Origin of the sequence: Caloramator proteoclasticus DSM 10124 (assembly GCF_900129265.1) — a bacterium.
GTDB lineage: Bacteria > Bacillota > Clostridia > Clostridiales > Caloramatoraceae > Thermobrachium > Thermobrachium proteoclasticum.
On sequence record NZ_FQVG01000006.1, the window covers coordinates 58,458 to 80,632 of the forward strand.

Genomic DNA, 22,175 nt, shown 5'->3' on the forward strand with positions numbered 1-22,175 from the left:
TTGTATCAGATTCGACTTAATTAGTCAATTGAAAGAAAATTACAAAAATATGTGGTATAATAAAAAGAAAGGGGGGCTTTGTATGAAGATTAAATTCTGTGGTGCAGCAGGACAAGTTACAGGTTCTTGCTACCTAATTGAAACAAACAAGAGAAAATTTTTAGTTGATTGTGGAATGTTTCAGGGAAATGTATTTGATTTAAACTATGAACCATTTCCCTTTAATCCAAAGGATGTTGATTTTGTAATTCTAACTCACGCCCATATAGACCATTCAGGAAGACTTCCTATGCTTTATAAGCAAGGCTTTAGGGGAACTGTGTATGCAACATCTGCAACCTGTGATTTGGTAAATATAATGCTTAAGGATAGTGGTCATATTCAGGAGTTTGAAGCAAAATGGAGGACTAAAAAGAGATTAAGAAAGGGGCTTGACCCGGTTGAGCCTTTATATACGGTTGAAGATGCACTTGTTGTTAATGATTATCTCTATAGGGCATCATATAATAAGTGGGTTACAATTGATAAAAACATAGAGTTTATGTTTAAAGATGCTGGGCATCTTTTAGGCTCTGCAATAGTAGTTATAAAGATAAAGGAAAATAAAAGGGAGAATATTATAACCTTCAGTGGAGATTTAGGTAACATTGATATTCCAATAATAAAAAACTATGAGTATATAGATTATACAGATTATCTTGTAATTGAATCAACATATGGAAACAGATTTCACGAATCAAGGGCAGAAGAGGCAAAATCCCTATATGATATAATAATAAATACTGTTAAAGCAGGGGGAAATGTAATAATACCTGCCTTTTCAGTTGGAAGGACACAGGAGGTTTTATACATTTTAAATCAATACATTGATATCGAAAAAAAGGAAGAACTAAAAAATATAGAGTTTTATCTTGATAGTCCTCTTGCAAGGGAGGCACTTGAGATATTTGAGAAGCATAAGGAATGCTATGATGAAGAGGCATTAAATTTATTATCTAAAGATATAGATGTTCTTCACTTTGACAATCTTTATATTGTACAAACAGCTGAGGAATCCCAAGCATTAAATGAGAAGCAGGGGGTAGTTATAATTTCTGCAAGTGGTATGTGTGAAGCAGGTAGAATAAAGCACCATTTAAAACATAATATATGGAAAAAGAACACCTCTATAATATTTGTTGGTTATCAGGCTGAGGGAACATTAGGTAGAAGAATATTAGATGGAGAGAAAAGGGTAAAAATATTTGGGGAAGAAATGGTTGTAAATGCCAACATATACAGCATTCCTTCGTTATCAGGGCACGCAGATTTAGGAGGACTTTTGAATTGGGTAAAGAACATTAAAAATGGTGTTTTTAAGAAAATATTTGTAACCCACGGTGAAGAGGAGGCATCTAAAAATTTAAAGGAGGAACTTGAGAGGTTTGTTCAATGCAAAGTTGAAATACCTAAGCTGTATGATGAATTTATAATTGATTGACAAATGAAATTATTAATAATATAATTTTTATAATAAGATGATAAAGACTGTGAAGGGAAGAGTAGGCTTAAGAGAAGGTTAAAGCGAGCCAGTGGTGGTGGAAGACTGGTACTGGACTTAGGCTGAAGAACATCCTGGAGTCTCTTACCGAAATCCTTTGAGAGTAGACTAAGACGTCTGTGGAGCGTTATATCCACAAAGAGGTGGCCTTTTAGGCAATTTGGGTGGTACCGCGAAGATTGGCTCTTCGTCCCATTATGGGATGAAGAGCTTTTTATATGTAAATAATGAGTTATTATAATAAACATAAAAATAAAAGGAGGTAGCCTATGCAAACAGTAGAAGTAAAGCAACTCTATAGAGAGAGTGAAAAATATTTAAACCAAGATGTTAGAGTATCTGGTTGGGTTAGGACTGTGAGATCATCAAAGGCCTTTGGATTTATTGAATTAAATGACGGTACCTTTTTCAAGAACCTTCAAATAGTTTTTGATGAAAAGCTTGAAAACTTTAAGGAAGTTGAGAAGCTTCCAATAAGTTCATCTATAACTGTAGAAGGAAAGTTAGTTGAAACTCCAGGGGCAAAACAGCCCTTTGAGGTTCAAGCAACCAAGATTATAATAGAGGGTATGTCAAGTTCAGATTATCCACTACAAAAAAAGAGACATACATTTGAGTATTTAAGAACAATAGCACACCTAAGGCCAAGAAGTAATACCTTCTCTGCTGTATTTAGAGTACGTTCTGTTGCAGCCTTTGCTATACACAAGTTCTTCCAAGAAAGAGGATTTGTTTATGTAAATACACCAATCATCACAGGAAGTGACTGTGAAGGTGCTGGTGAGATGTTTAGAGTAACAACATTAGATTTAAACAATATTCCAAGAAAAGAGGATGGAAGCATAGATTTTTCAGAGGATTTCTTTGGAAGAGAAGCAAACCTTACAGTTAGTGGTCAGCTTGAGGCAGAAATATTTGCCCTTGCATATAAAAAGGTATATACGTTTGGACCAACCTTTAGAGCAGAAAATTCAAATACAGCAAGACACGCTTCAGAGTTCTGGATGATAGAGCCTGAAATGGCCTTTGCTGACTTGAATGATTATATGGATACAGCAGAGGATATGGTTAAGTATATAATAAGCTATGTGCTTGAAAATGCACCAGAGGAAATGGAATTTTTCAATAATTTCATAGACAATACACTATTGGATAGATTAAACAATGTGTTAAATTCAGAGTTTGCAAGAATAACATATACAGAAGCTATTGACCTTTTAAAGAAATCAGGTAAAGAATTTCAATATCCTGTTGAGTGGGGATGTGACCTACAAACAGAACACGAAAGATATATAACAGAAGAAATATTTAAAAAGCCTGTGTTTGTAACTAACTATCCAAAGGATATAAAGGCCTTTTATATGAGATTAAATGACGACGGTAAGACTGTTGCAGCGGCAGACCTTTTAGTTCCTGGTGTAGGAGAAATAATAGGTGGTAGCCAAAGAGAAGAACGATATGATGTTTTAGTTAGAAGAATTGAAGAGCTTGGAATGAGAAAAGAAGACTATTGGTGGTATTTAGAGCTTAGAAAATATGGAGAAACAAAGCACGCGGGATATGGTCTTGGATTTGAAAGAATGATTATGTATTTAACAGGAATGGGCAATATTAGAGATGTTATACCATTCCCAAGAACACCAGGAAATTGTGAGTTCTAATATTGAAATAGAAATGAATATGTATTATAATATATAAGAAGTCACGAAGGCTTCATAAGCGTTTCTTTATTAATAACATTAGCTTACCACGAAGGTAGGGCGTTTTGCTCTACCTTTTTTATTTTTAATGGCAGCCATATCACATATAACTTATTCCAATTTAAAGGAGGGTTCTTATGTCAAAAATAAAAAATTTAGTACTTGCAGCTTTATTTTTGGCACTTGGTCTTCTTATACCAAGTATATTTCATATGAGTGGTCTTCCAGGTAATGTATTCTTACCAATGCACATACCAGTTCTACTTTGTGGGTTTATATTAGGAGAAAAATATGGTGCACTTATTGGATTTGTTACTCCATTTTTAAGTTCTATACTAACTGGTATGCCACCTATTTATCCGGTTGCAGTTGCTATGGCCTTTGAGCTTGCAACCTATGGATTTATATCAGGATATTTATACAAAAAGATAAGGGTAAATTTATTTGTATCATTGATTTCTGCTATGCTTCTTGGAAGAATAGTTTCTGGTGCTGCAAATTATATTCTTTTAACATCAATGGGAAAAAAGTATGTTCTAAATATGTTCATAACTGCATCCTTTGTAAAATGTATTTGGGGAATTATTATACAGTTTATTGTAATTCCTTTTGTTGTGAAAATGATTGAAAAGTATAATCTTGTATAAAAATAAGGGAGCTATATTTGCTCCCTTATTTTTTCTATAAATACCTCTATGCATTCCTTTATGGATAAATCCTGTGTGTTAGGTATGTATATGCCGTGTTTTTGAAGAGGAATAATTAATTTTGTTGCAGGTGAATTAAATATTGCCTTTGAAACTGTGGATGTAACTTCTCCACAGATTCCACCAGCACAAAGTATTCCAATAGGGCCAATTATAAAGTTTATCTGATTATTGAGTATATATTCACTTATGTTTTTGCTTCCTATAATTCCTTCTTCTGCACCGGATTTTAGCATATTTTTAAGTGCTGTTTTGTTAAGACCTAAAGCAACAACTTTAACTTTATCTTCAAACTCCTTTTTTATTTTTTTTATAACTGCCTGACCAATTCCAGCACCTTGTCCATCGACAACTGCAACTATCATACAACCACCTCATAACTATAATACTATAAAAAATAAATAATATGAATTAAAATTTGAAAACAAGATTATAATTTAAATTTAAAGGTTATAGTATGTCCTATGATAGTGAAATTTATCTTGTTTAAAAACAATGTTGCAAACAAATTAAAATATGATAAAATAATATAGAAATAGAATATTTAAGACTATGACGAGGAATAGTAAAAGTTAGTTCCTTTTCAGAGAGGGAATGGTTGGTGCGAATTCCTAAAGGACTGATTTTGAACCCACCTCTGAGTTCTGCACCGAAGTTAAAGTAGGCTGCAGCGGTTTTTCCGTTATCCATTTGAGAGAATATGCATTTGCATATTAATTAGGGTGGTACCGCCGAAAGTTTACCTCGGTCCCTTTTAGGGATTCGAGGCTTTTATTTTATCGAGAAAACAAAGGTTTTTTAATTAATACATAAAAATTAAGGAGGAGATAATATGGCAAAGGAAAAGGATAAAAAGCTTGTTGAAGCGATAACATCAATGGATGAAGATTTTGCACAGTGGTATACAGACATAGTAAAAAAGGCTGAACTTATCGATTATTCAAGCGTAAAGGGATGTATGATTATAAGACCATATGGATATGCAATATGGGAAAATATTCAAAGGGATTTAGATGCAAGATTTAAAGAGACAGGACACGAAAATGTTTATATGCCTCTATTTATACCAGAGAGCCTCTTAAGAAAGGAAGCAGAACACGTTGAAGGTTTTGCACCAGAGGTTGCTTGGGTTACTCACGGAGGAAGTGAAGAGTTAGCAGAAAGACTGTGTGTTAGACCAACATCAGAAACTCTATTCTGTGAGCATTTTTCAAAGATAGTTCAATCATATAAGGATCTTCCAAAGCTATATAACCAATGGTGTTCTGTTGTAAGATGGGAAAAGACTACAAGACCATTCTTGAGAACAACTGAATTTTTATGGCAAGAGGGACATACTATCCACGCAACAGCAGAAGAGGCAGAAGAAGAAACAATTAGAATGTTAAATATATATGCAAAACACTGCGAAGAAGTACTTGCAATACCAGTTATAAAGGGGAGAAAGACAGAGAAGGAGAAGTTTGCAGGAGCAAGAGCAACCTATACAATTGAGAGCTTAATGCACGATGGAAAAGCTCTACAAACAGGTACTTCTCACTTCTTTGGAGATAATTTTGCAAAGGCCTTTAATATAAGATACCTTGATAAGAACGGACAATTACAGTATGTATATGAAACATCTTGGGGAGTTACTACAAGATTAATTGGTGCAGTAATAATGGTTCACGGTGATGATAATGGGTTAAAACTTCCACCAAGAATAGCACCAATTCAAGTTGTAATAGTACCAATTGCACAGCATAAGGAAGGTGTACTTGATAAGGCAAATGAACTAAAGGAAAGACTTTCAAAGGTTGTTAGAGTTAAACTTGACGATTCAGACAAGATGCCAGGTTGGAAGTTTGCAGAATACGAAATGAAGGGTGTTCCTGTAAGACTTGAGGTTGGACCAAAGGATATAGAAAAGAATCAAGTTGTACTTGTAAGACGTGATACGATGGAAAAAATTTCAGTTTCAATGGATAATTTAGAACAAGAAGTGTTAAGGCTTCTTGATGATATACACAATAATATGCTTGAAATGGCAAGAAAGAATAGGGATGAACACACTTATGTAGCAACAAATATGGAGGAATTTAAGGATATAGTTGAAAACAAGCCTGGATTTATAAAGGCTATGTGGTGTGGAGATAGAGAATGTGAGGATAAGATAAAGGAAGAAACAGGTGCAACTTCAAGATGCATACCATTTGAGCAAGAAACTTTAAGTGACAAGTGTGTATGCTGTGGAAAGATAGCAAAGCATATGGTTTATTGGGGAAGAGCATATTAAAAAAGTGCCATAAATAGTATTTGAGAATATTAATAAGCATATTTATTAGATGAAATTTGAAGAAGCCCCATAAAGGATTTTATATATGGCTCTTTTATAAGCCTTAGCAAATCTTGCTTTTCGGCTTTAAAAAGTCCGTAATTCGGCACAGGACGTGCCGAGCCGAGCGGCCATCAGGAGGATGGCATCGCGAGGGTAGGACTTTTTCAAACAAAGAAAAGCGTAGATTTGATTGGCGAAATAAACGAATGCCTAAGAAATCCTTTATGGGGCTAATTTATAAATACTCCAAGTATTTATAAAGCAGCTTTTTAATTATATAGCTCCATCTCAAATATCCTTTTTATCTCATTTAAATCCCTTGTTTTACTTAATGCTACAATTAGTTTTATTCTTGCTTTTTGTCCTGGTAGAGTATCACCAAATATTACGCCTAAATTTCTAAGTTCGCGTCCACCGCCGGGATATCCATAGCTGTCAAGGACACGTCCTTCAAAACATCTTGAAACAACTACAACAGGAATTCCTAAGTCAATGGCCTTCTTAATCTCTGATACCATATTAGGAGGTACATTTCCTCTTCCCATTCCTTCTATTACAAATCCATCTGTTCCCTTTTCAATACAGTAATCTATTAAAGTGGAATCCATACCTGTCACGCATTTGATGAGCTGAACATTTGCATTTACATTGTCTATTTCGATATGTTGTTTTCTAATGCTGTTGCGATAGAATATGACCTTATTGCTGTCTATTATTCCAATTGGACCAAATAAAGGTGATTGAAATGCATTTAAACTCATTGAATTTCTCTTTGTTACTTCACTTGCACAGAAAAGTTCATCGTTAAAGCATACAAGAACTCCTCTTCCCTTTGCTTCCTCTGAAATTGCTGTACAAATTGATGCTGCAAGGTTTGCAGGGCCGTCATATCCAAGTTCTGAACTATTACGCATAGCTCCTGTTACAATTATTGGCTTTTCAGAGTTTATAGTTAGGTCTAAGAAGTAGGCAGTTTCCTCAAGAGAGTCTGTTCCGTGGGTTACTACAACACCTGATATATCATCTCTATCAAGTATTTCCTTTATGTACTTTGATAGTTCAAGCATTTTTTCAGGAGTCATATGTGGCCCTGGAAGTTTAGAAAAAGTAAAGCTTTCAATTGAGGCAAAACCTTCAATACCAGTTACCATTGCCATTATTTCTTCTGAACTTAAGCTTGGCACTGCAGCCTGAAGTTTTGGATCTACCTTCATTGAAATAGTACCGCCATTAAATACAACAGCTACTTTTTTCATAAGTTTACCCCCTATAGACTTATTCTAATTTTATTATATATCATATATTTTTTTTATGCTACATTATATTTATGGTAGTTGTTAATGTAGTTTATAATGAAATTTACAGTATAATTTGAAACTTCGAGTGCATAGTAAATATCCTTTTTTAAAAGCCCCCTGAAAATATTCAGGGGGATAAGTTTAATTTGCGTTATTTAATTCTAATATCTTTTTAATAGATACTCCACGGCTTCCAGAACCTTGGTTGTTTATTATAACAGTATTGGATTTTACGCCTTCAAATACTATATCCGACTCTGGAGAAAGTTTAAATGTTAGTTTTGCATTGTTTTTTATAGTTCCTTGGGCTCTTCTTAGTATTTTTACTTTAAATATAAATGTCTTTGATTCTCCTACGCCCATACTGTCAATATCAATATAGACTATTCCATCGCTTGGTTCACCTGTATGGGTTACTGTACCTTCTGCATAGACAACTTCAATAAATTTCAAATCATCGTTTAGAACATCGCTTACATTTACATTATAAATTGGATTTGGTCCATTGTTTGTAATAACAAGTCTATATTCAACAAGCTGCCCAAGTGAACCTACGATGTTATTGGGTGTAAACTCCCCTTGTTTTGTTAAATTTCTCTGTTCCTTTGATAGACTAATCTCTGAGTTTGTTACATAAATGTTTGTGCAAATCTGAATTCCAGGGCCTATTTCCTCAGGGGATAGATACCATACTCCATAGGCACAGTTTTGCTGGGTATCTATTAAGGTTATAGGGTTTGGGTTTGCACTTAAAATAGATACATCAAAGGCGTAGTTATAATATTCGTCCTCCTCTGCATAGGCATAAGGTACAACAGGGAATACAACCTTTTGGGCTTCTATTAAAACAGGTTCTATTGGCTGTCCCATTAAAGTTGCATTTCCGACGTAGGTTTGGCCTATAGGGAGTATATCGGTAAATTGTCCATTTACTATACTTGTTCCCTTTGGAAGTTTAAAGGTTACGGTATATCTTATGATAGTTCCTACTGTAGTGTAGTATATATCTGCAATTTTACTAACTTCAATATCAGGGAATTTTTGAATAACTTCGTTGGTATCTTCTTTTGGATAGGTTATTGGGGTTGTATTGTTTGTGGAGTATATAAAGCTTCCTTTATTTTTAGAGAATCCACCTGCAGGAATACCTCCCACAACTTTAACCCTAAATATTAGAGATTTTACTGTGTTTACTGGAAGTTCATCAATCGTCCATTGAATTTTTCGAAGTAGTGGGAGGTAGATTACTGTTCCAATAGGTGCATCATAGTATCCTGTATATTCTAAATAGGGTGATATATAATCTTCAATTACAATATTGTAGGCAGATGATGAACCGAAGTTGTGGACTGTTAATCTAAATTCAAGTATATCGTCGGCTAAAACAGACATTAAATTAGTAGTATAACCTGTCTCTTGAGTAATATTTCTTTGGGTTTTTGTAACAAATACAAATGGCCTTGTTACTTCAACATCTACATATTTTTCTATCTTAGGGCTTAGTGTTCCTTCTTCATCTATTTCACTTGTAACTTTAATGATATTTCTTTGAGTTTCAATATAAGGTTCTAAGTTGTTTCCATCAAGTACCCTTGCATTAAATGATAATGTTATTTTCTTCTCCTCTAATGTTGCATCAACAAGTGGAATGTTAAATATGATATCACCATTAGAAAATATAGGAGTTAATGTTGTTGAGTTATAAATTGCAGGGCCTAAATAAATTTGTTTAGATGGCAGAGTATCTATTATGCTTATATTTTTAGCCTTTGTTCCATAGGGCACAGTTATTTCTATAAAGTAGGTTATTATATCTCCAACCTTAAAGGTATTATCTGATGCATATTTTAAAACACCAAGTTCACCTAAAACGGCATAGACAGTATTTGAAGTCTTTGGACCATAGTAAACAAGAGGTGTTGCACCTTGTATAGCAAAGGTTGCATTAAAGCTATTTGGAACTCTTTGTCCTGTAAATGCACCAGAGTTTACTATAAGGGCAATCACTGCCTTGTATTCGGTACCTGCAGGAATTGATGGGATAGTCCATTCAAGGTTTCCTGAAGAAACAGTTAGTGTTCCTGTGTCAATTGAAATTATACTGATAAATGATAATAGAGGATTAATTATTTCAGTTGCAACCACATTAACAAGTGCATAGGTGTTAGGGTTATATACCTTAAGTTCATAATATACCAAGTCTCCAACGTTAACCTTTATATCATCGGTTGTAAATGGATTAAGTGGATTTGTTGTTGTATTATTTTGGGATTTTGTTAATATTAGGTTTGCATTTGATACATAAACGGTTGAGGTTGCTGTTTGCTGTGGACCACTTGGACCAAGTGGAGTGTATTTCCAATCAAGTTTAGCCGTATTTATTTGTCCTTGCTGAGGAGGCGATGTTATACTGTTTACTTTTGCTCTGAACTTGTATTCAATGTTAACTTCTGCTACTTGGGCATCTATTTCAGTTTCAACAGGGAAGGTTAAAGTGGCAGCACCAAGATTTACACCATTTTTAGTTAGAGTAAATGGAACATAGCTCTGCTCTATTGGTAGTATATCGTTTACAGTTACATTATATATCTTTACTCCAAGAGGAACTGATACGTTTATTGTATATTCAACTTCTTCACCAACAAGGGCAGCATTTTTATCTACCTTTTTTGTAATCTCAGGGTAGGCGTAGTTGAAGGTTACTTTATTTGATAAAGCAGGGCCTAAAGTTTTTGGATTTACTGTATTTGTATCATATAGGCTCTCTGCAAAGTTTTCAACAGCCTCACCCGGTGTTGGAATTGAGTTTACTGTACAGGAGAATATAAGTGTTTTTGCTTCTCCAACTGTTAAAGTAGATTCAGTCCAAGTAACTGTACCAGCAATGTGAGTTACAGTACCTGTTGGTGGAGGAGGTACTACTGAAGAAAATATTAGATAGCTTGAAAGTATATCGGTTGTTATAACATTAAAGGCATCTGCTAAACCATCGTTTGTAATTGTTAGTTTATAGTGTATTTCATCTCCTGCCTCAACATCAAAAATAGGATTTTTGGTGAAATCTCCACCCTTTGTTACGTTCTTTTGCCACTTTTCAATCTTTATATGAGGGCTTCTAACCTCAACATCTACAAAGGTTGAAACGATAGGTGCAGATGGGCCTCCTTCAGTTAAGTTCCATTTTATAGAAGCACTATTTCTTTGCATTTCTGTATAAGGTGCCTCTGTCTTTCCATCTCTAACAATAGTTTTAAAGGAGTATATTAGAGTTGTTGGTCCATATACCGGAGCTGTCTCTTGATAGGTTATTGTATTTCCTACAATTGTTGGAGCTACAGGGATTGTATTTCGTGTAAAGCTACCTATTACATATTCCTGCTTTGATGGGAAAACATCATTTAATAACAAATTGTAGGCAACAATATTTTCAGGAACAGGAATGGTTATAGTGTAGGTTATTTCATCTCCTATCTTTGCAGGATTTGGTACAGCCTCCTTGGTGATAGTGAGTGCAGGTATATTTATGGTTGTAGTATTTGAATCTGCATTATAGGTTACAGGATTTACGTCGTTTGAATCATAGGTTGAGGTTGCCTTGTTTGTTATTGAGATTGAGGCTGCAATTGGGGATTTTATTTTAACTGAGAATTCAAGGGTTGCCGAAGAACCATTATTTAAAACAGGTATATTCCAGTTAATTGTTTCAGGAGGTCCTGCAGAGTAGGATGCTGTTCCAGATGATGCACCTATTATTGAGATAAATTGTAAATTAGAATCTAATACATCGCTAAGGTTTATATTATAGGCAGGTGATGCACCGTTTGAGTTAATAGTTATTCTATAGTATATAGTATCATTTGGATTTGAGGTTATTGGGTTTTGCGTATAGCTTCCACCTTGTGTAAAGTTTTTTTGTTCTTTTGTAACTACAATGTTTGGGGTTCTTACTGTTATATTTAAGTTTGAGGTTCTATTTCTAATTAAAGGTCCTCCAGATACAAGTGCCCAGTCTATTCTTGATTGATTCTGTTGAGTTTGGGTATATGGTGGGGTATGGTTTCCACTTATTACCCTTGCAATAAATCTATATTTTATAGTTATTGGATTTGGATAGGAATAAAGGTCTGGTTCTGTAGGGAATGTTACCACTTGCCCAACAACAGAAGGAGTTATAGGTGTAATAGGACCTGTATCCTGCTGCCTTGTTGCAGGTCCAATATAGGTCTGTCCTGTTGGTAGTGTATCCCTTGCCCTTAGGGAATATACATAAACACCATAGGGTATTGTAACAGTTAGGGTATATTCTATATCATCACCTATTTCAGCCTGAAGAAGCGATGCAGTTTTTACAAGTGTTAAGTTTGGAGCAATAAGATTAACGGTATTGGAGGTGCCGCTGTATTCAACACCATAGCCATTGTTGTTGGTATTATATATAAATGTTGCCTTATTTGAAGTTGATGAGTTCGCGGCAAAGCCAGGTAAAGTCTCTACTCTAAAGGTTAGTGTAGCCGACTGACCAAGTGGAAGCTCAGGAACTGTCCAAGTTACTGTTCCCATTGAATAGGTTGGAGTACCTAATGTTGCATTGAAGCTTAAGGGAACAAAGCTTAAAAGTGGATTTAATACATCTGTGACGATGGTGTTATAGGCTGTTTCAAGTCCGTTGTTGGTTACGGTAATTTTATACTCAATAATATTTCCTACATTAAAGCTTAAATCTGCAGTTCTAAAGGTTCCATTTTGGGTGTAGTTTCTCTGTTCCTTTGTGGCAATGATATTTGGAGTTCTTACTACTAAATTTTGAGTTACTATCTCTGGGATTGCAGGAGTTCCTTGTGTATCAACATCCCATTCAACCTTTGCAGTGTTAGGTTGGTTTTCACTAAATGGTGATACGTGTGCAGCAGAAATAACTCTAATATCAAATGAATAAATTAGCTTAACTTCATTGGCTGTTGCATCTATTATTGGTATGGTTGGAAAGACTACATTTGGTGGTGTAACAGTAGGTGTAATGGGGATACCGTTTAGTGTTGCATTTCCCACATAAACCTGTTCAGGTGTCTTATAGGTGTCTGTTACCTTTACGTTATATGCTATAGTTCCTTTAGGGATAGTTACTTCAAGTATATAGGTTGCAATATCTCCTACTTTAACATAGGCAGGGTTTATTGTTTTAACTATTTTTAGTCTTTCGGTCTTTAGAATTGTTGAATCCTCAAAGGGGTCTCCAGGATATTGATAGGACATATCCATCTGTGAATAAGGTCTTGTAAGGATGGCTTTATTTATATAAACCTGACCGCTTACTACAGAGTTTGTTACTAAAACTTCATAACTAAAGGTTAGACTATCCCCAGGTGCAAGTTTTCTTATAAGCATTGAAACGTTTTGTCCAACAAAACTTGGAGTGTCATAGATTCCTGTACCTGTAATAGTGTAATTTCCATTATATATAAGACCATCGGGTATTACATCTGTTAATGTCATCATAAAGGCATCGGTTGTTAGGTTATCTAAGGTTTGGGTGTTTTTGATTGTAATGGTATAAGTGTATACTTCTCCAGCTTTAATAGCATTTACATTAGGACCTGAAACAGATTTATCAAATTCGATATTTGGTGTTCCAAATTTTACCTCAATCTGGTCTCTATCGCTATAGGAAAGTGCTAAACTATTTCTTCCTGCAAGTTTTGCAAGATTATTCTTTACAGCATTTAAAGGTATATCTAAAACAGGAATTTTAAAGGTTGCAGTCCATATTGTGCCACCAGGTAAATTACCTAAAGCCCATCTAAAACCATTTGGCGATACTGTATAGGGTGTAAAGGGCCCAGGTAAAGTTCCGCTGTAGGTAATAGATGATGGTGGCAAAGGTCCCATATTGTATGGGGCATAATCGTCTATCTCTATATTAAGCTGGGTAGCATTTAAAGTTGATGCATCATAGTTTATAGAAAATTCTACTAAGTCACCAGGTGATGCAACAGAATATGGTTTTGGAGTACCGTCTTTGTAGTAGTATCCAAGAATTTGCTTATCAATAAAAGGTTTTTTTATAAATGAAGTGACTGAAGAACTATCTGGTGTCTGCCAAAGTGTATTTGAGTTTATACCATTTACGTTTGAAGTGTTTGTCAAACTATCGTTTGATGCAACAGGGCTACTATCTACATAGGTTGCTTTAGTTAGTGTTTGGAATGTTATTGTACCTGTTGTACCAGTTGTTAGATTACCTAAATTCCAAGTAAGTGTAGTTGTTCCATTTGGATTTATTGTAATAGATGAAGGAGATGGATTTGCAGAGCCTAAAATGTATTCCATCCCGTCAGGAATTACATCTACAATTACAACATTGTTTACGTTGTCGTATTGATTTACTTTATAAACAAGTTTATATGAATTTGTAAGTCCTACGTCTGTAATAGATGAACCTACAATGGATTTATCTATTGTTATATCCTTTGCAATGGTAGTTAGGTTTGCAGTTACAGGGCCGGATAGACCATCTAATATTGCAGTATTTGTTAAAGGAGTATCGTGGGGTATTTTACTACCTGAGTTTTCAATACATCCTGTAGAGTATTTATCCCATATTGCCACATCAAAGTTTATTATATTTGTGCTTCCAGCAGAAAGCGTCTTGCTTCCCCAGTCAATTATTGTATAGTTTTTGCAGTTTGGAGAAGGTGAGGGTACTGTAACCGTTGGGGTTAAAAAGCTTGATGCGTTAGGACCGGTTGCAGTAATATTATTTAAATATCTAATTCCATTTGGAAGATTGTCTATTAATGTTATATTAGATGATTCACGAGTGTTGTTATCAAGTATCAATGTGTAGGTAAATGGCCAAAGAGGATTTGGTGTTGGAATTAGTCCTGCACCCTTTGGCATTTTACCGGGACCTTTTTTAATTAGGTTGTATCTTAATGGGATTATATTATTTGTGACACTTTTTATAATTTCTATATTACCAGGGTCGTCGTTTCCTCTTGGGAGTGTATCAACCTTTGCAGTTAGGTTTAAATTTGGAACTGGTATATCAAAGGGAACTGGAAGTGATGTGCTTCTAAAGGTTTCATCCGACTTTATTTCAACAGATATGGTGTAGTTTAGCTCATTTGGAGCAAGGTCCTTAATGTTAACCCACTTTACTGTGATTGTACCGTCAAGATTGGTTATAACTTCTGTAGGAGAAATGCTACTTGAGTAGAATGAAAAACCATCTGGGATAGTTAGTTCAACGTATAGGTTGTAGCCTCTATCCACAAGGCTTGTGTTTGAGAAGGTAAGGTTTAAGGTAGAAGTTTTTCCAAGTACAATCTTTAAAGGTTGTGGCGACATATTTGCTACAAATTCAGATGGAGATAGTGCCATATTTACCCTCCATTATTATTATTTCTCGTATTATTATATTCATTATTTATATTTATGATGAATGGGAGGATATTGGTTTAAAATTTTATAGAAGACTTTTTATTTTGTTAACATATAATAAAATAAAGCAAGCTTAAGGAATTTGTATTATGAGTATATGTTTTCTTTTTTATTTAGATGGGAATAACGAAATTGAACCTGAAATATATAATGCCTTTGAGAACCTTCTTAGGTTTAAATCAAAGGAAGTTGAGCTTTTTATTGAAGTTGGAAGGGAGAATAGGGAATTTGTTAAGGTAATAAGGCCCTTTGAAAATATACATTATGATAAAAATTTATGGACTGGTGTAAGAAGGTACCATATAAGGGATGGATATATAGAATACTTTGATTTAGGAAAAAGGAATATGGCACACCCTAAGGAATTATATGATTTTATATGTTGGGGATTAAAGGTATGTAGGGCAAAATACAATGCTCTTGTTATTGCCTCCCACGGTTTTTCCTTTGTAGGAGGAATTACAGATTTGACCTTTGATGTTCCCTATGTTATGCCGATAGAGGATATGAGCTATAGTATAAATAAAGCTCTTTTAGATTGCAGAAAAGGTTTAGATCTGCTTTTTTTGGATATGTGTTATATGAACTATATAGAGATACTTTATGAAATCAAAAAAAGATATGACAATATAAATTATATTTTAACCTATTATGGTGAAGGGGATTTTGGTGGAATTGATTATATAAGTTTTATTGAAAATTTTTATAGTCTTATTGAAAGGAATAAGGATTTTTTATATTTTATGGAGAGGGATAATTTAATATTAAGTAGGCCAACAAAATCAAAGGTAAAGGATATTAAGTATTTTTGCAATGCCTTTGCAGAGGAATGTATTTTAAAGGGCTATAAGGATATAGAAGCTGTAAAAAGGGATATAGGTCTTTTAGAGATATATAAAAAAATAAATAATATAGTTTGCTTTAAATCAGAAAATTCCAGAGGAGTACAGATAATAGACTTTTATATAGATGAATTGTATAGAATATATAGAAATTTAGCCTTCTCAATTAACAATAAGTGGATAAATTTAATATCAAAGGATTTTAAGGAATGTAGTGTTCATAATATAAATTTTTTACCAAAGAGGCTCACGAAATCCGCAATCCTTGGTCTTATATTATCATTAAATGGAGGTATTGATATAAAAGAAGCTACAAATATTTTAAATAATGTTGTTAAGGTTAAAGGTTGGAATATTTGATTTAAATTTAAAGACATATTTAGCTTTACTTGAAGCAAACTAATATTAAGAAACAAAGGGAGGTGTTTATATGCCTCATATAAAGGATAATCACAATGAGTGTGAAGGACAGGACAGTCTAAAGGAAGTCAACGCAAGAAGAGTTGACCAGCTGATAGATTTAGTTGAAAAGCATACAAGGACAGAGAGACACCTTGAGGAACACTCAAATATTACCGATTTGGATGAGATTAAGTATGTCCTTGAACTTCAAAGATACAGAGAGGAACAAATTAAGCACTTAAGAAATTTAATTGCATATGGAAAAGATGATGATTTTTACAAGAGGGAAGTAGAAAATATTGAAAAGAATTTAATCTATACAGAACATTACCTTGACCATAATAAGCACAATATGGACGAATTTACATTACAAAAGACAATGGAAAAACAGGAGCACAGAAGGGAGCAGCTTGAAAACCTAAAGCATCTGCAATAGGTGGCCTATGCCACCTATTATTTTTTATTATATTGAAAAAATTAAATATATATGTTATTATATACATACCCCCACAGGGTGGGGGATGGAGGAGGATAATATGAATAAAGAAAGAGAAGAAGCAAAAAAATATTTAAAAACCGCCAAAGGACAAATAGAGGGAATACTTAAAATGATAGATGAGGGAAGATACTGTATAGATATCTCAAATCAAATAATTGCAGCGGAAAAGCAGATAAAAAAGGCAAATATGTTAATTTTGAAGGGCCATTTAAATAGCTGTGTTAAGGAGGCCTTTTTAAATAATAATGGAGAACAGAAGGTAGATGAAATAATAGATGTTTTTGATAAATTAACAAGGTAGGTGGATTTATGAACAATAAATTTAAAATAACGGGTATGACCTGTGCAGCCTGCTCAAGGGCTGTTGAAAGAGCTGTAAAAAAGTTAGATGGAATTGATAAGGCAGAGGTTAACTTGGCAATAGAGGAGCTTTATGTGGAGTATGATAAGACAAAGATAAATGAAGAGGATATTATTAGGGCTGTAGAAAGGGCAGGCTATGGAGCCTCCTTAAAGAATATAAAGCAGGTTACTTTAAAAATAAGTGGTATGACCTGTGCCTCCTGTGCAAAGACAATAGAGAGGGTGTTAGGGAAGGCAGATGGTATTTTAAGTGCAGAGGTTAATTTTGCATTAGAGAAGCTGTATGTAAAGTATGACACATCAAAGGTAAGACTATCTATGATAAAGTCAATTGTTAAAGGGGCTGGATATGATGTAGTAGAAGATGTTAAAGAAGAAAGTCAAGGGGATAAAAAAGAGGATAAATCCTTAATAAATTTAAAGATTGCAGCAACTTTTACTATTCCTCTTTTGTATATAGCAATGGGGCATATGCTTAATTTCCCAATACCAGATATAATACACCATCATAAACATCCATTAAATTTTGCACTTGTTCAACTAATTCTTACCTTACCTACAATTTATGCAGGAAGAAGGTTTTATACTGTAGGATTTAGAAATTTAATTAAGCTATCGCCTAATATGGATAGCTTAATTGCAATAGGGACTTCGGCTGCTATAATATATGGATTGTTTGCTATATATCAAATAGCAATTGGAAATACCAATTATGCAATGGAGTTATATTTTGAGTCGGCAGCAACAATAATTACTTTAATACTCCTTGGTAAATATTTAGAGGCAAGGGCAAAAAATAGAACCTCAGAAGCAATAGAAAAGCTTATAAATCTATCACCAAAGATGGCTACGATAATAAAGGATAATAGGGAAATTGAGATACCAACAGATGAGGTAGAAGTTGATGATATGGTTTTAGTTCGTCCTGGTGAGAGGATACCTGTTGATGGAGTTGTAATTGAAGGAAAAACGACAGTAGATGAATCAATGCTCACCGGTGAGAGCATACCGCAGCTTAAGGAAGAGGGCTCTAATGTTTTTGCAGGTAGTATAAATAAAAATGGTTCAATAAAATTTAGGGTAACAAAGGCAAAGGAGGATACAGTTTTAAGCCAAATAATTAGACTTGTTGAGGAGGCACAGTCTAAAAAGGCACCTATTGCAAGGCTTGCTGACATAGTGTCTGGATATTTTGTGCCTGTAGTTATTTTAATTGCAATAGTATCTTCGGTTGCTTGGTACATTGGGACAAAGGATACAGTATTTTCTTTAACTATATTTATTTCTGTACTTGTAATTGCCTGTCCTTGTGCTTTAGGCCTTGCAACACCGACAGCAATAATGGTTGGCTCTGGCAAAGGGGCAGAACTTGGGGTGCTTATAAAATCAGGTGAGGCACTTGAGATGCTTCATAGGGTAGATGTAGTTATACTTGATAAGACGGGTACTATAACTGAGGGAAGGCCTTCAGTTATAGATTTAAAGCCTATTTTTATAGATGAAGAAGAGCTTATTTCCTATGCTGCCTCAATAGAGAGACTTTCGGAACATCCTCTTGCTGAAGCAGTATATGAATATGCAAAGGATAAGGGAATAAAAATATATGATGTTGAGGATTTTAAAAGTATTACAGGTCACGGAGTATATGGAAGAATTCGGGAGAGGGAAATTTTAGTAGGTAATACTAAACTTATGAAGGAATATGGTATAGATATATCAAATGTAGAGGAATATATAGAAGATATATCAAAGCACGGAAGAACGGCAATTATAGTTGCAATAGATAATGAGGTTAAGGGTGTAATTGGAATTGCAGATAGGGTAAAGGAAAACAGCAAAAGGGCAATAGAATTAATAAAAAATATGAAAAAGAAGGTTGTTATGCTAACAGGGGATAATTACCTTACAGCAAAGGCAATTGCAGGCGAAGTTAAGGTGCACGAATTTATTGCGGAGGTTCTTCCTCAAAATAAAGCAGATGTAGTGAAGGAATACCAAAGCAAAAATAAAAGGGTTTTAATGATTGGAGATGGAATAAACGATGCACCAGCCCTTGTTCAGGCGGATGTAGGAATGGCAATAGGTTCAGGTACAGATATAGCAATAGAGTCAGCAGATGTTGTTTTGATGAAGAGCGATCTTTTAGATGCAGCCTATGCAATAGAGTTAAGCAGAAAAACCATAAAGAACATTAAGGAAAATTTATTCTGGGCCTTCTTCTATAATGTCATAGGTATACCTGTTGCAGCAGGAGTGCTTGTACTATTTGGTGGCCCAAGACTAAATCCTATGATTGCAGCACTTGCAATGAGTTTTAGTTCTGTTTCTGTTGTTTTAAATGCTTTAAGATTAAAGGGCTTTAGGCCTAAAAGATAAAGGAGGAGTAAAAATGAAAAAGAAGATTAATATTCAGGGAATGAGCTGTATGCATTGTGTAAGACACGTTGAGGAGGCATTATTAGAAATAAAGGGGATATCAAATATAGAGGTTAACTTGCAGGGCAAATATGCAGTTTGTGATGTGGATAATGTGGATGATAAAGAGATAATCCAAAAGATAGAGGAATTTGGATATAGTGTAGTTTCAATAGAGGAGATGTAAAAAGCACCTAATATTAGGTGCTTTCCTTTACTTTATCAAATACTATAAAAACTAATGCCTGCATAACAAATACTGTTGCAGAAAGTATGAAGGTTAGTGAATATCCTAATTTTGTATATGAAATAATATTTCCTGCTAAATATGAGGATATAGAAACTGTTATGTTACCTATAAGAACAACTATGCTGTTGAATTTAGCCTGATGTTCCTCATTTACCGCATTCATAAAAATAATGTTTTCAATAGGTACAGTTATATTTATCAGCACAGACCTTACAAGGAAGAATAGACATAATAAAAGAGTTATAAAATTTAGGCTTGGATTTAAAAGAACAAACAATAAAACAAAGGGGAATGATAATAACTTGGCAAAGGTTATGGTCTTAAGCTGACCAATTTTTTTAGCTATTATAGGGGAAATAATCATAGCTAAAAGGTTTCCAAGCATATTAAAGTTATTTATAAAAGCTGCAGTGTCAGTTGAATAATTCATTTTATTTATTAAGTAGGTTGTGTAGTAGGGTATTATCATTCCCACTGCAAATGCACCACAAAATGTGTATAGTAAAATAAATTTCATTTTCTTATTTATTTTAAGTTTGTTGGCTTTCCTGCTATTATCATTAGATTTTTTTATTGAAGTTATAAATAGAGCAGGTATGGAGGCAAATAAACTCAAAAAAGCCATTATAATTAATGTGGTGTTGAAACTATATAATTTTATTATTTTCCCAGAGAAGTAGTTACCTAATAAATTCATAAAGGTAGCGTATGTGAATATAAAGCTAAATAATTTAACTGTATCAAAGCCATTGCTGTTTTTAATTAAAAAGGGCGGTTTTATTACAACTATTGCAGATATACCCATTGCATATATCGATGCAGCAATTAGTATTGAAAGTTTACCATTAGAAAACATATAGAGTATACTTGATACAAAACATAGAACTCCTGTTGAAGCAAATATGTATTTATCTTTAATGTATTTTGACAATATACCCACTATATATGCAAATAGAGCAAAACTTATTGTTTGTGTAACAGTTACAATACCTAAAAAGCTTTCATTAAAACCTTTAGATAAAATAAAGGGACCTATAAAAAATGAGTAGAAACCAAAATATATTCCGATAAATAATTCGATTAATAGGTATAGCAATATATTTTTGTTTATATTTTTTACTTTTTTAATCATATCCAAAATCCTTTCTCATTTAATTACAGCTTTATTTTAGCCAAATTAAATAGAAAGAACTATTTATATATTATCTTCTACTTGTACAATATTATCTTTTTGCGTTCACAGGAGGGGCTATGCCCCTTATATTTTTTGTATACTCTATTAAAGTATGCTGTACTTGAAAAACCTACCATTAACGCGATTTCTGTAATGGGTTTATTGGTGGTATTTATTAAAATTTCAGCCTTAGAGCATCTATAAAAATTAAGATATTCAAGGAAGGTTTTACCCATCGTATTTTTGAAAAATCTACAAAAATAATTAGGAGCAAAGTTAAGCATTGATGCAGCTTCGTTTATAGTAATATTTTCGTTGTAGTGTTCATCTATATATCTTAAAAGTTTTTCTAATCTTTGAAGGTTTTCTTTATGCTTTTTATATGAGATTTCATTTTTAGATGTTGTTTGGGAGTAGGCAATAATTGAGGCTAAAATTTTATAGATACTTCCTCTAATATCAATTTCATAACCAAGGGGTTTTTTATTATATTTATTTATTATATCCTCCATATAATGTCGTATTGTTTCTATATAATCTATGTAGTTTTTATCCTGTTTTATTATTTTATCATCATCGTTAAAGGGAAATAGTTTATTAAATTCAATAGGAAGGTCTGTTGCTATGTTTGTATCAAATTGAAGTACAAGGTACTTAGAGAAACCATATATGGCGTGGACATCTAAGCTGTTTAGAAGTACTATTTCACCACCTTTTATATCGTAATAGGAATTATTTATTTGTATTTTTGCCTCTCCTTCTAAAAGATATAGTATTTCTATAAAATCGTGCCAGTGGGGTGGAACATATGTACACGTTTGATTAAGTTCTGTTATAAATATCTTTATAGGCAGAATTTTATTTCCAAGCTGTGCTATTTCTTTAAATGGTTCCATATTAATCATCTCCATAAATAGTGTTATAATAATCATATGAAAAAATTCCAGAAGTTTCGCAGATTAAAAAATAAATAGGGCGTAGCCCCTTGATATGTAATGGTTTAGATGAATAATAATTGAAATATGTAAATTCCGATTTTTACTGGAAAAAATTTAGGGTTTAAAAATGAAAACATCCTTTCTATAATGAATTTTGCTACAAACCCAATAGAAAGGATGTTTTGAGATGAACAAGCGTTATTTAAAACAAATGCTCACCTACTTCTCTAAGGTATACCATCTTGGAGAAAAAATCAAGGGGTTAAAAGATGGAAGAATAAATCCTCAAA

The 22,175-nt window shown here is 33.7% G+C and carries 14 protein-coding genes and 2 other annotated features; of the genes, 9 read left to right on the forward strand and 5 right to left on the reverse strand.

Annotation, left to right across the window (positions count from 1 at the left end; translation table 11 throughout):
* Positions 1 to 82: 82 nt before the first annotated feature.
* From BUB63_RS02815 to BUB63_RS02825, 3 genes are all read left to right on the forward strand, one after another.
* Complete coding sequence (locus tag BUB63_RS02815) at positions 83 to 1,480, forward strand: MBL fold metallo-hydrolase (RefSeq protein ID WP_073247870.1); 1,398 nt, start codon at positions 83 to 85, stop codon at positions 1,478 to 1,480.
* Between the two features lie 40 nt (positions 1,481 to 1,520).
* Positions 1,521 to 1,738: a binding site (T-box leader), on the forward strand.
* 71 nt (positions 1,739 to 1,809) lie between these two features.
* Complete coding sequence (gene asnS / locus BUB63_RS02820; protein ID WP_027309089.1) at positions 1,810 to 3,201, forward strand: asparagine--tRNA ligase; 1,392 nt, start codon at positions 1,810 to 1,812, stop codon at positions 3,199 to 3,201.
* A 176-nt stretch (positions 3,202 to 3,377) separates the two neighbouring features.
* Complete coding sequence (locus BUB63_RS02825; protein ID WP_073247871.1) at positions 3,378 to 3,887, forward strand: ECF transporter S component; 510 nt, start codon at positions 3,378 to 3,380, stop codon at positions 3,885 to 3,887.
* Positions 3,888 to 3,898: 11 nt separating this feature from the next.
* Here BUB63_RS02825 and BUB63_RS02830 read toward each other — a convergent pair whose 3' ends face one another.
* Positions 3,899 to 4,312 (reverse strand): DUF3842 family protein, encoded by a 414-nt coding sequence (locus BUB63_RS02830; protein ID WP_027309087.1) that lies wholly within the window; start codon positions 4,310 to 4,312, stop codon positions 3,899 to 3,901.
* Positions 4,313 to 4,490: 178 nt separating this feature from the next.
* Positions 4,491 to 4,703 (forward strand) — a binding site (T-box leader).
* 76 nt (positions 4,704 to 4,779) lie between these two features.
* Between BUB63_RS02830 and proS the strand changes: the two genes are divergently transcribed.
* The gene (gene proS / locus BUB63_RS02835) at positions 4,780 to 6,222 is read left to right on the forward strand and encodes a proline--tRNA ligase (protein WP_027309086.1); all 1,443 of its coding nucleotides are present in this window, start codon (positions 4,780 to 4,782) and stop codon (positions 6,220 to 6,222) included.
* A gap of 311 nt (positions 6,223 to 6,533) precedes the next feature.
* Here the strand turns inward: proS and BUB63_RS02840 are convergent, their stop codons facing one another.
* Positions 6,534 to 7,520 (reverse strand): asparaginase, encoded by a 987-nt coding sequence (locus BUB63_RS02840; RefSeq protein WP_073247872.1) that lies wholly within the window; start codon positions 7,518 to 7,520, stop codon positions 6,534 to 6,536.
* 183 nt (positions 7,521 to 7,703) lie between these two features.
* Positions 7,704 to 14,942 (reverse strand): DUF11 domain-containing protein, encoded by a 7,239-nt coding sequence (locus tag BUB63_RS02845; RefSeq protein WP_073247873.1) that lies wholly within the window; start codon positions 14,940 to 14,942, stop codon positions 7,704 to 7,706.
* Positions 14,943 to 15,091: 149 nt separating this feature from the next.
* Between BUB63_RS02845 and BUB63_RS02850 the strand changes: the two genes are divergently transcribed.
* The 5 genes from BUB63_RS02850 to BUB63_RS02870 all read left to right on the forward strand — a co-directional run bounded on the left by BUB63_RS02850 (position 15,092) and on the right by BUB63_RS02870 (position 19,710).
* Positions 15,092 to 16,204: a clostripain-related cysteine peptidase gene (locus BUB63_RS02850; RefSeq protein ID WP_073247874.1), complete on the forward strand. Its 1,113-nt coding sequence runs from the start codon at positions 15,092 to 15,094 to the stop codon at positions 16,202 to 16,204.
* 70 nt (positions 16,205 to 16,274) lie between these two features.
* The gene (locus tag BUB63_RS02855; protein ID WP_073247875.1) at positions 16,275 to 16,682 is read left to right on the forward strand and encodes a hypothetical protein; all 408 of its coding nucleotides are present in this window, start codon (positions 16,275 to 16,277) and stop codon (positions 16,680 to 16,682) included.
* 100 nt (positions 16,683 to 16,782) lie between these two features.
* Positions 16,783 to 17,046 carry a metal-sensing transcriptional repressor gene (locus BUB63_RS02860; RefSeq protein ID WP_027309079.1) on the forward strand — a complete coding sequence of 88 codons (264 nt, stop codon included), beginning with the start codon at positions 16,783 to 16,785 and terminating at the stop codon, positions 17,044 to 17,046.
* Between the two features lie 8 nt (positions 17,047 to 17,054).
* The gene (locus BUB63_RS02865; RefSeq protein WP_027309078.1) at positions 17,055 to 19,484 is read left to right on the forward strand and encodes a heavy metal translocating P-type ATPase; all 2,430 of its coding nucleotides are present in this window, start codon (positions 17,055 to 17,057) and stop codon (positions 19,482 to 19,484) included.
* A 13-nt stretch (positions 19,485 to 19,497) separates the two neighbouring features.
* Positions 19,498 to 19,710, forward strand: coding sequence for a heavy-metal-associated domain-containing protein (locus BUB63_RS02870; RefSeq protein WP_073247876.1), 213 nt, complete (start codon positions 19,498 to 19,500; stop codon positions 19,708 to 19,710).
* Between the two features lie 13 nt (positions 19,711 to 19,723).
* Here BUB63_RS02870 and BUB63_RS02875 read toward each other — a convergent pair whose 3' ends face one another.
* Both BUB63_RS02875 and BUB63_RS02880 read right to left on the reverse strand, forming a co-directional pair.
* A complete protein-coding gene (locus tag BUB63_RS02875; protein WP_073247877.1) occupies positions 19,724 to 20,905 on the reverse strand; it encodes an MFS transporter in 1,182 nt (393 codons plus the stop codon).
* A gap of 77 nt (positions 20,906 to 20,982) precedes the next feature.
* Positions 20,983 to 21,879, reverse strand: a complete 897-nt coding sequence (locus tag BUB63_RS02880) for an AraC family transcriptional regulator (RefSeq protein ID WP_084106456.1) — start codon at positions 21,877 to 21,879, stop codon at positions 20,983 to 20,985.
* Between the last annotated feature and the right edge of the window lie 296 nt (positions 21,880 to 22,175).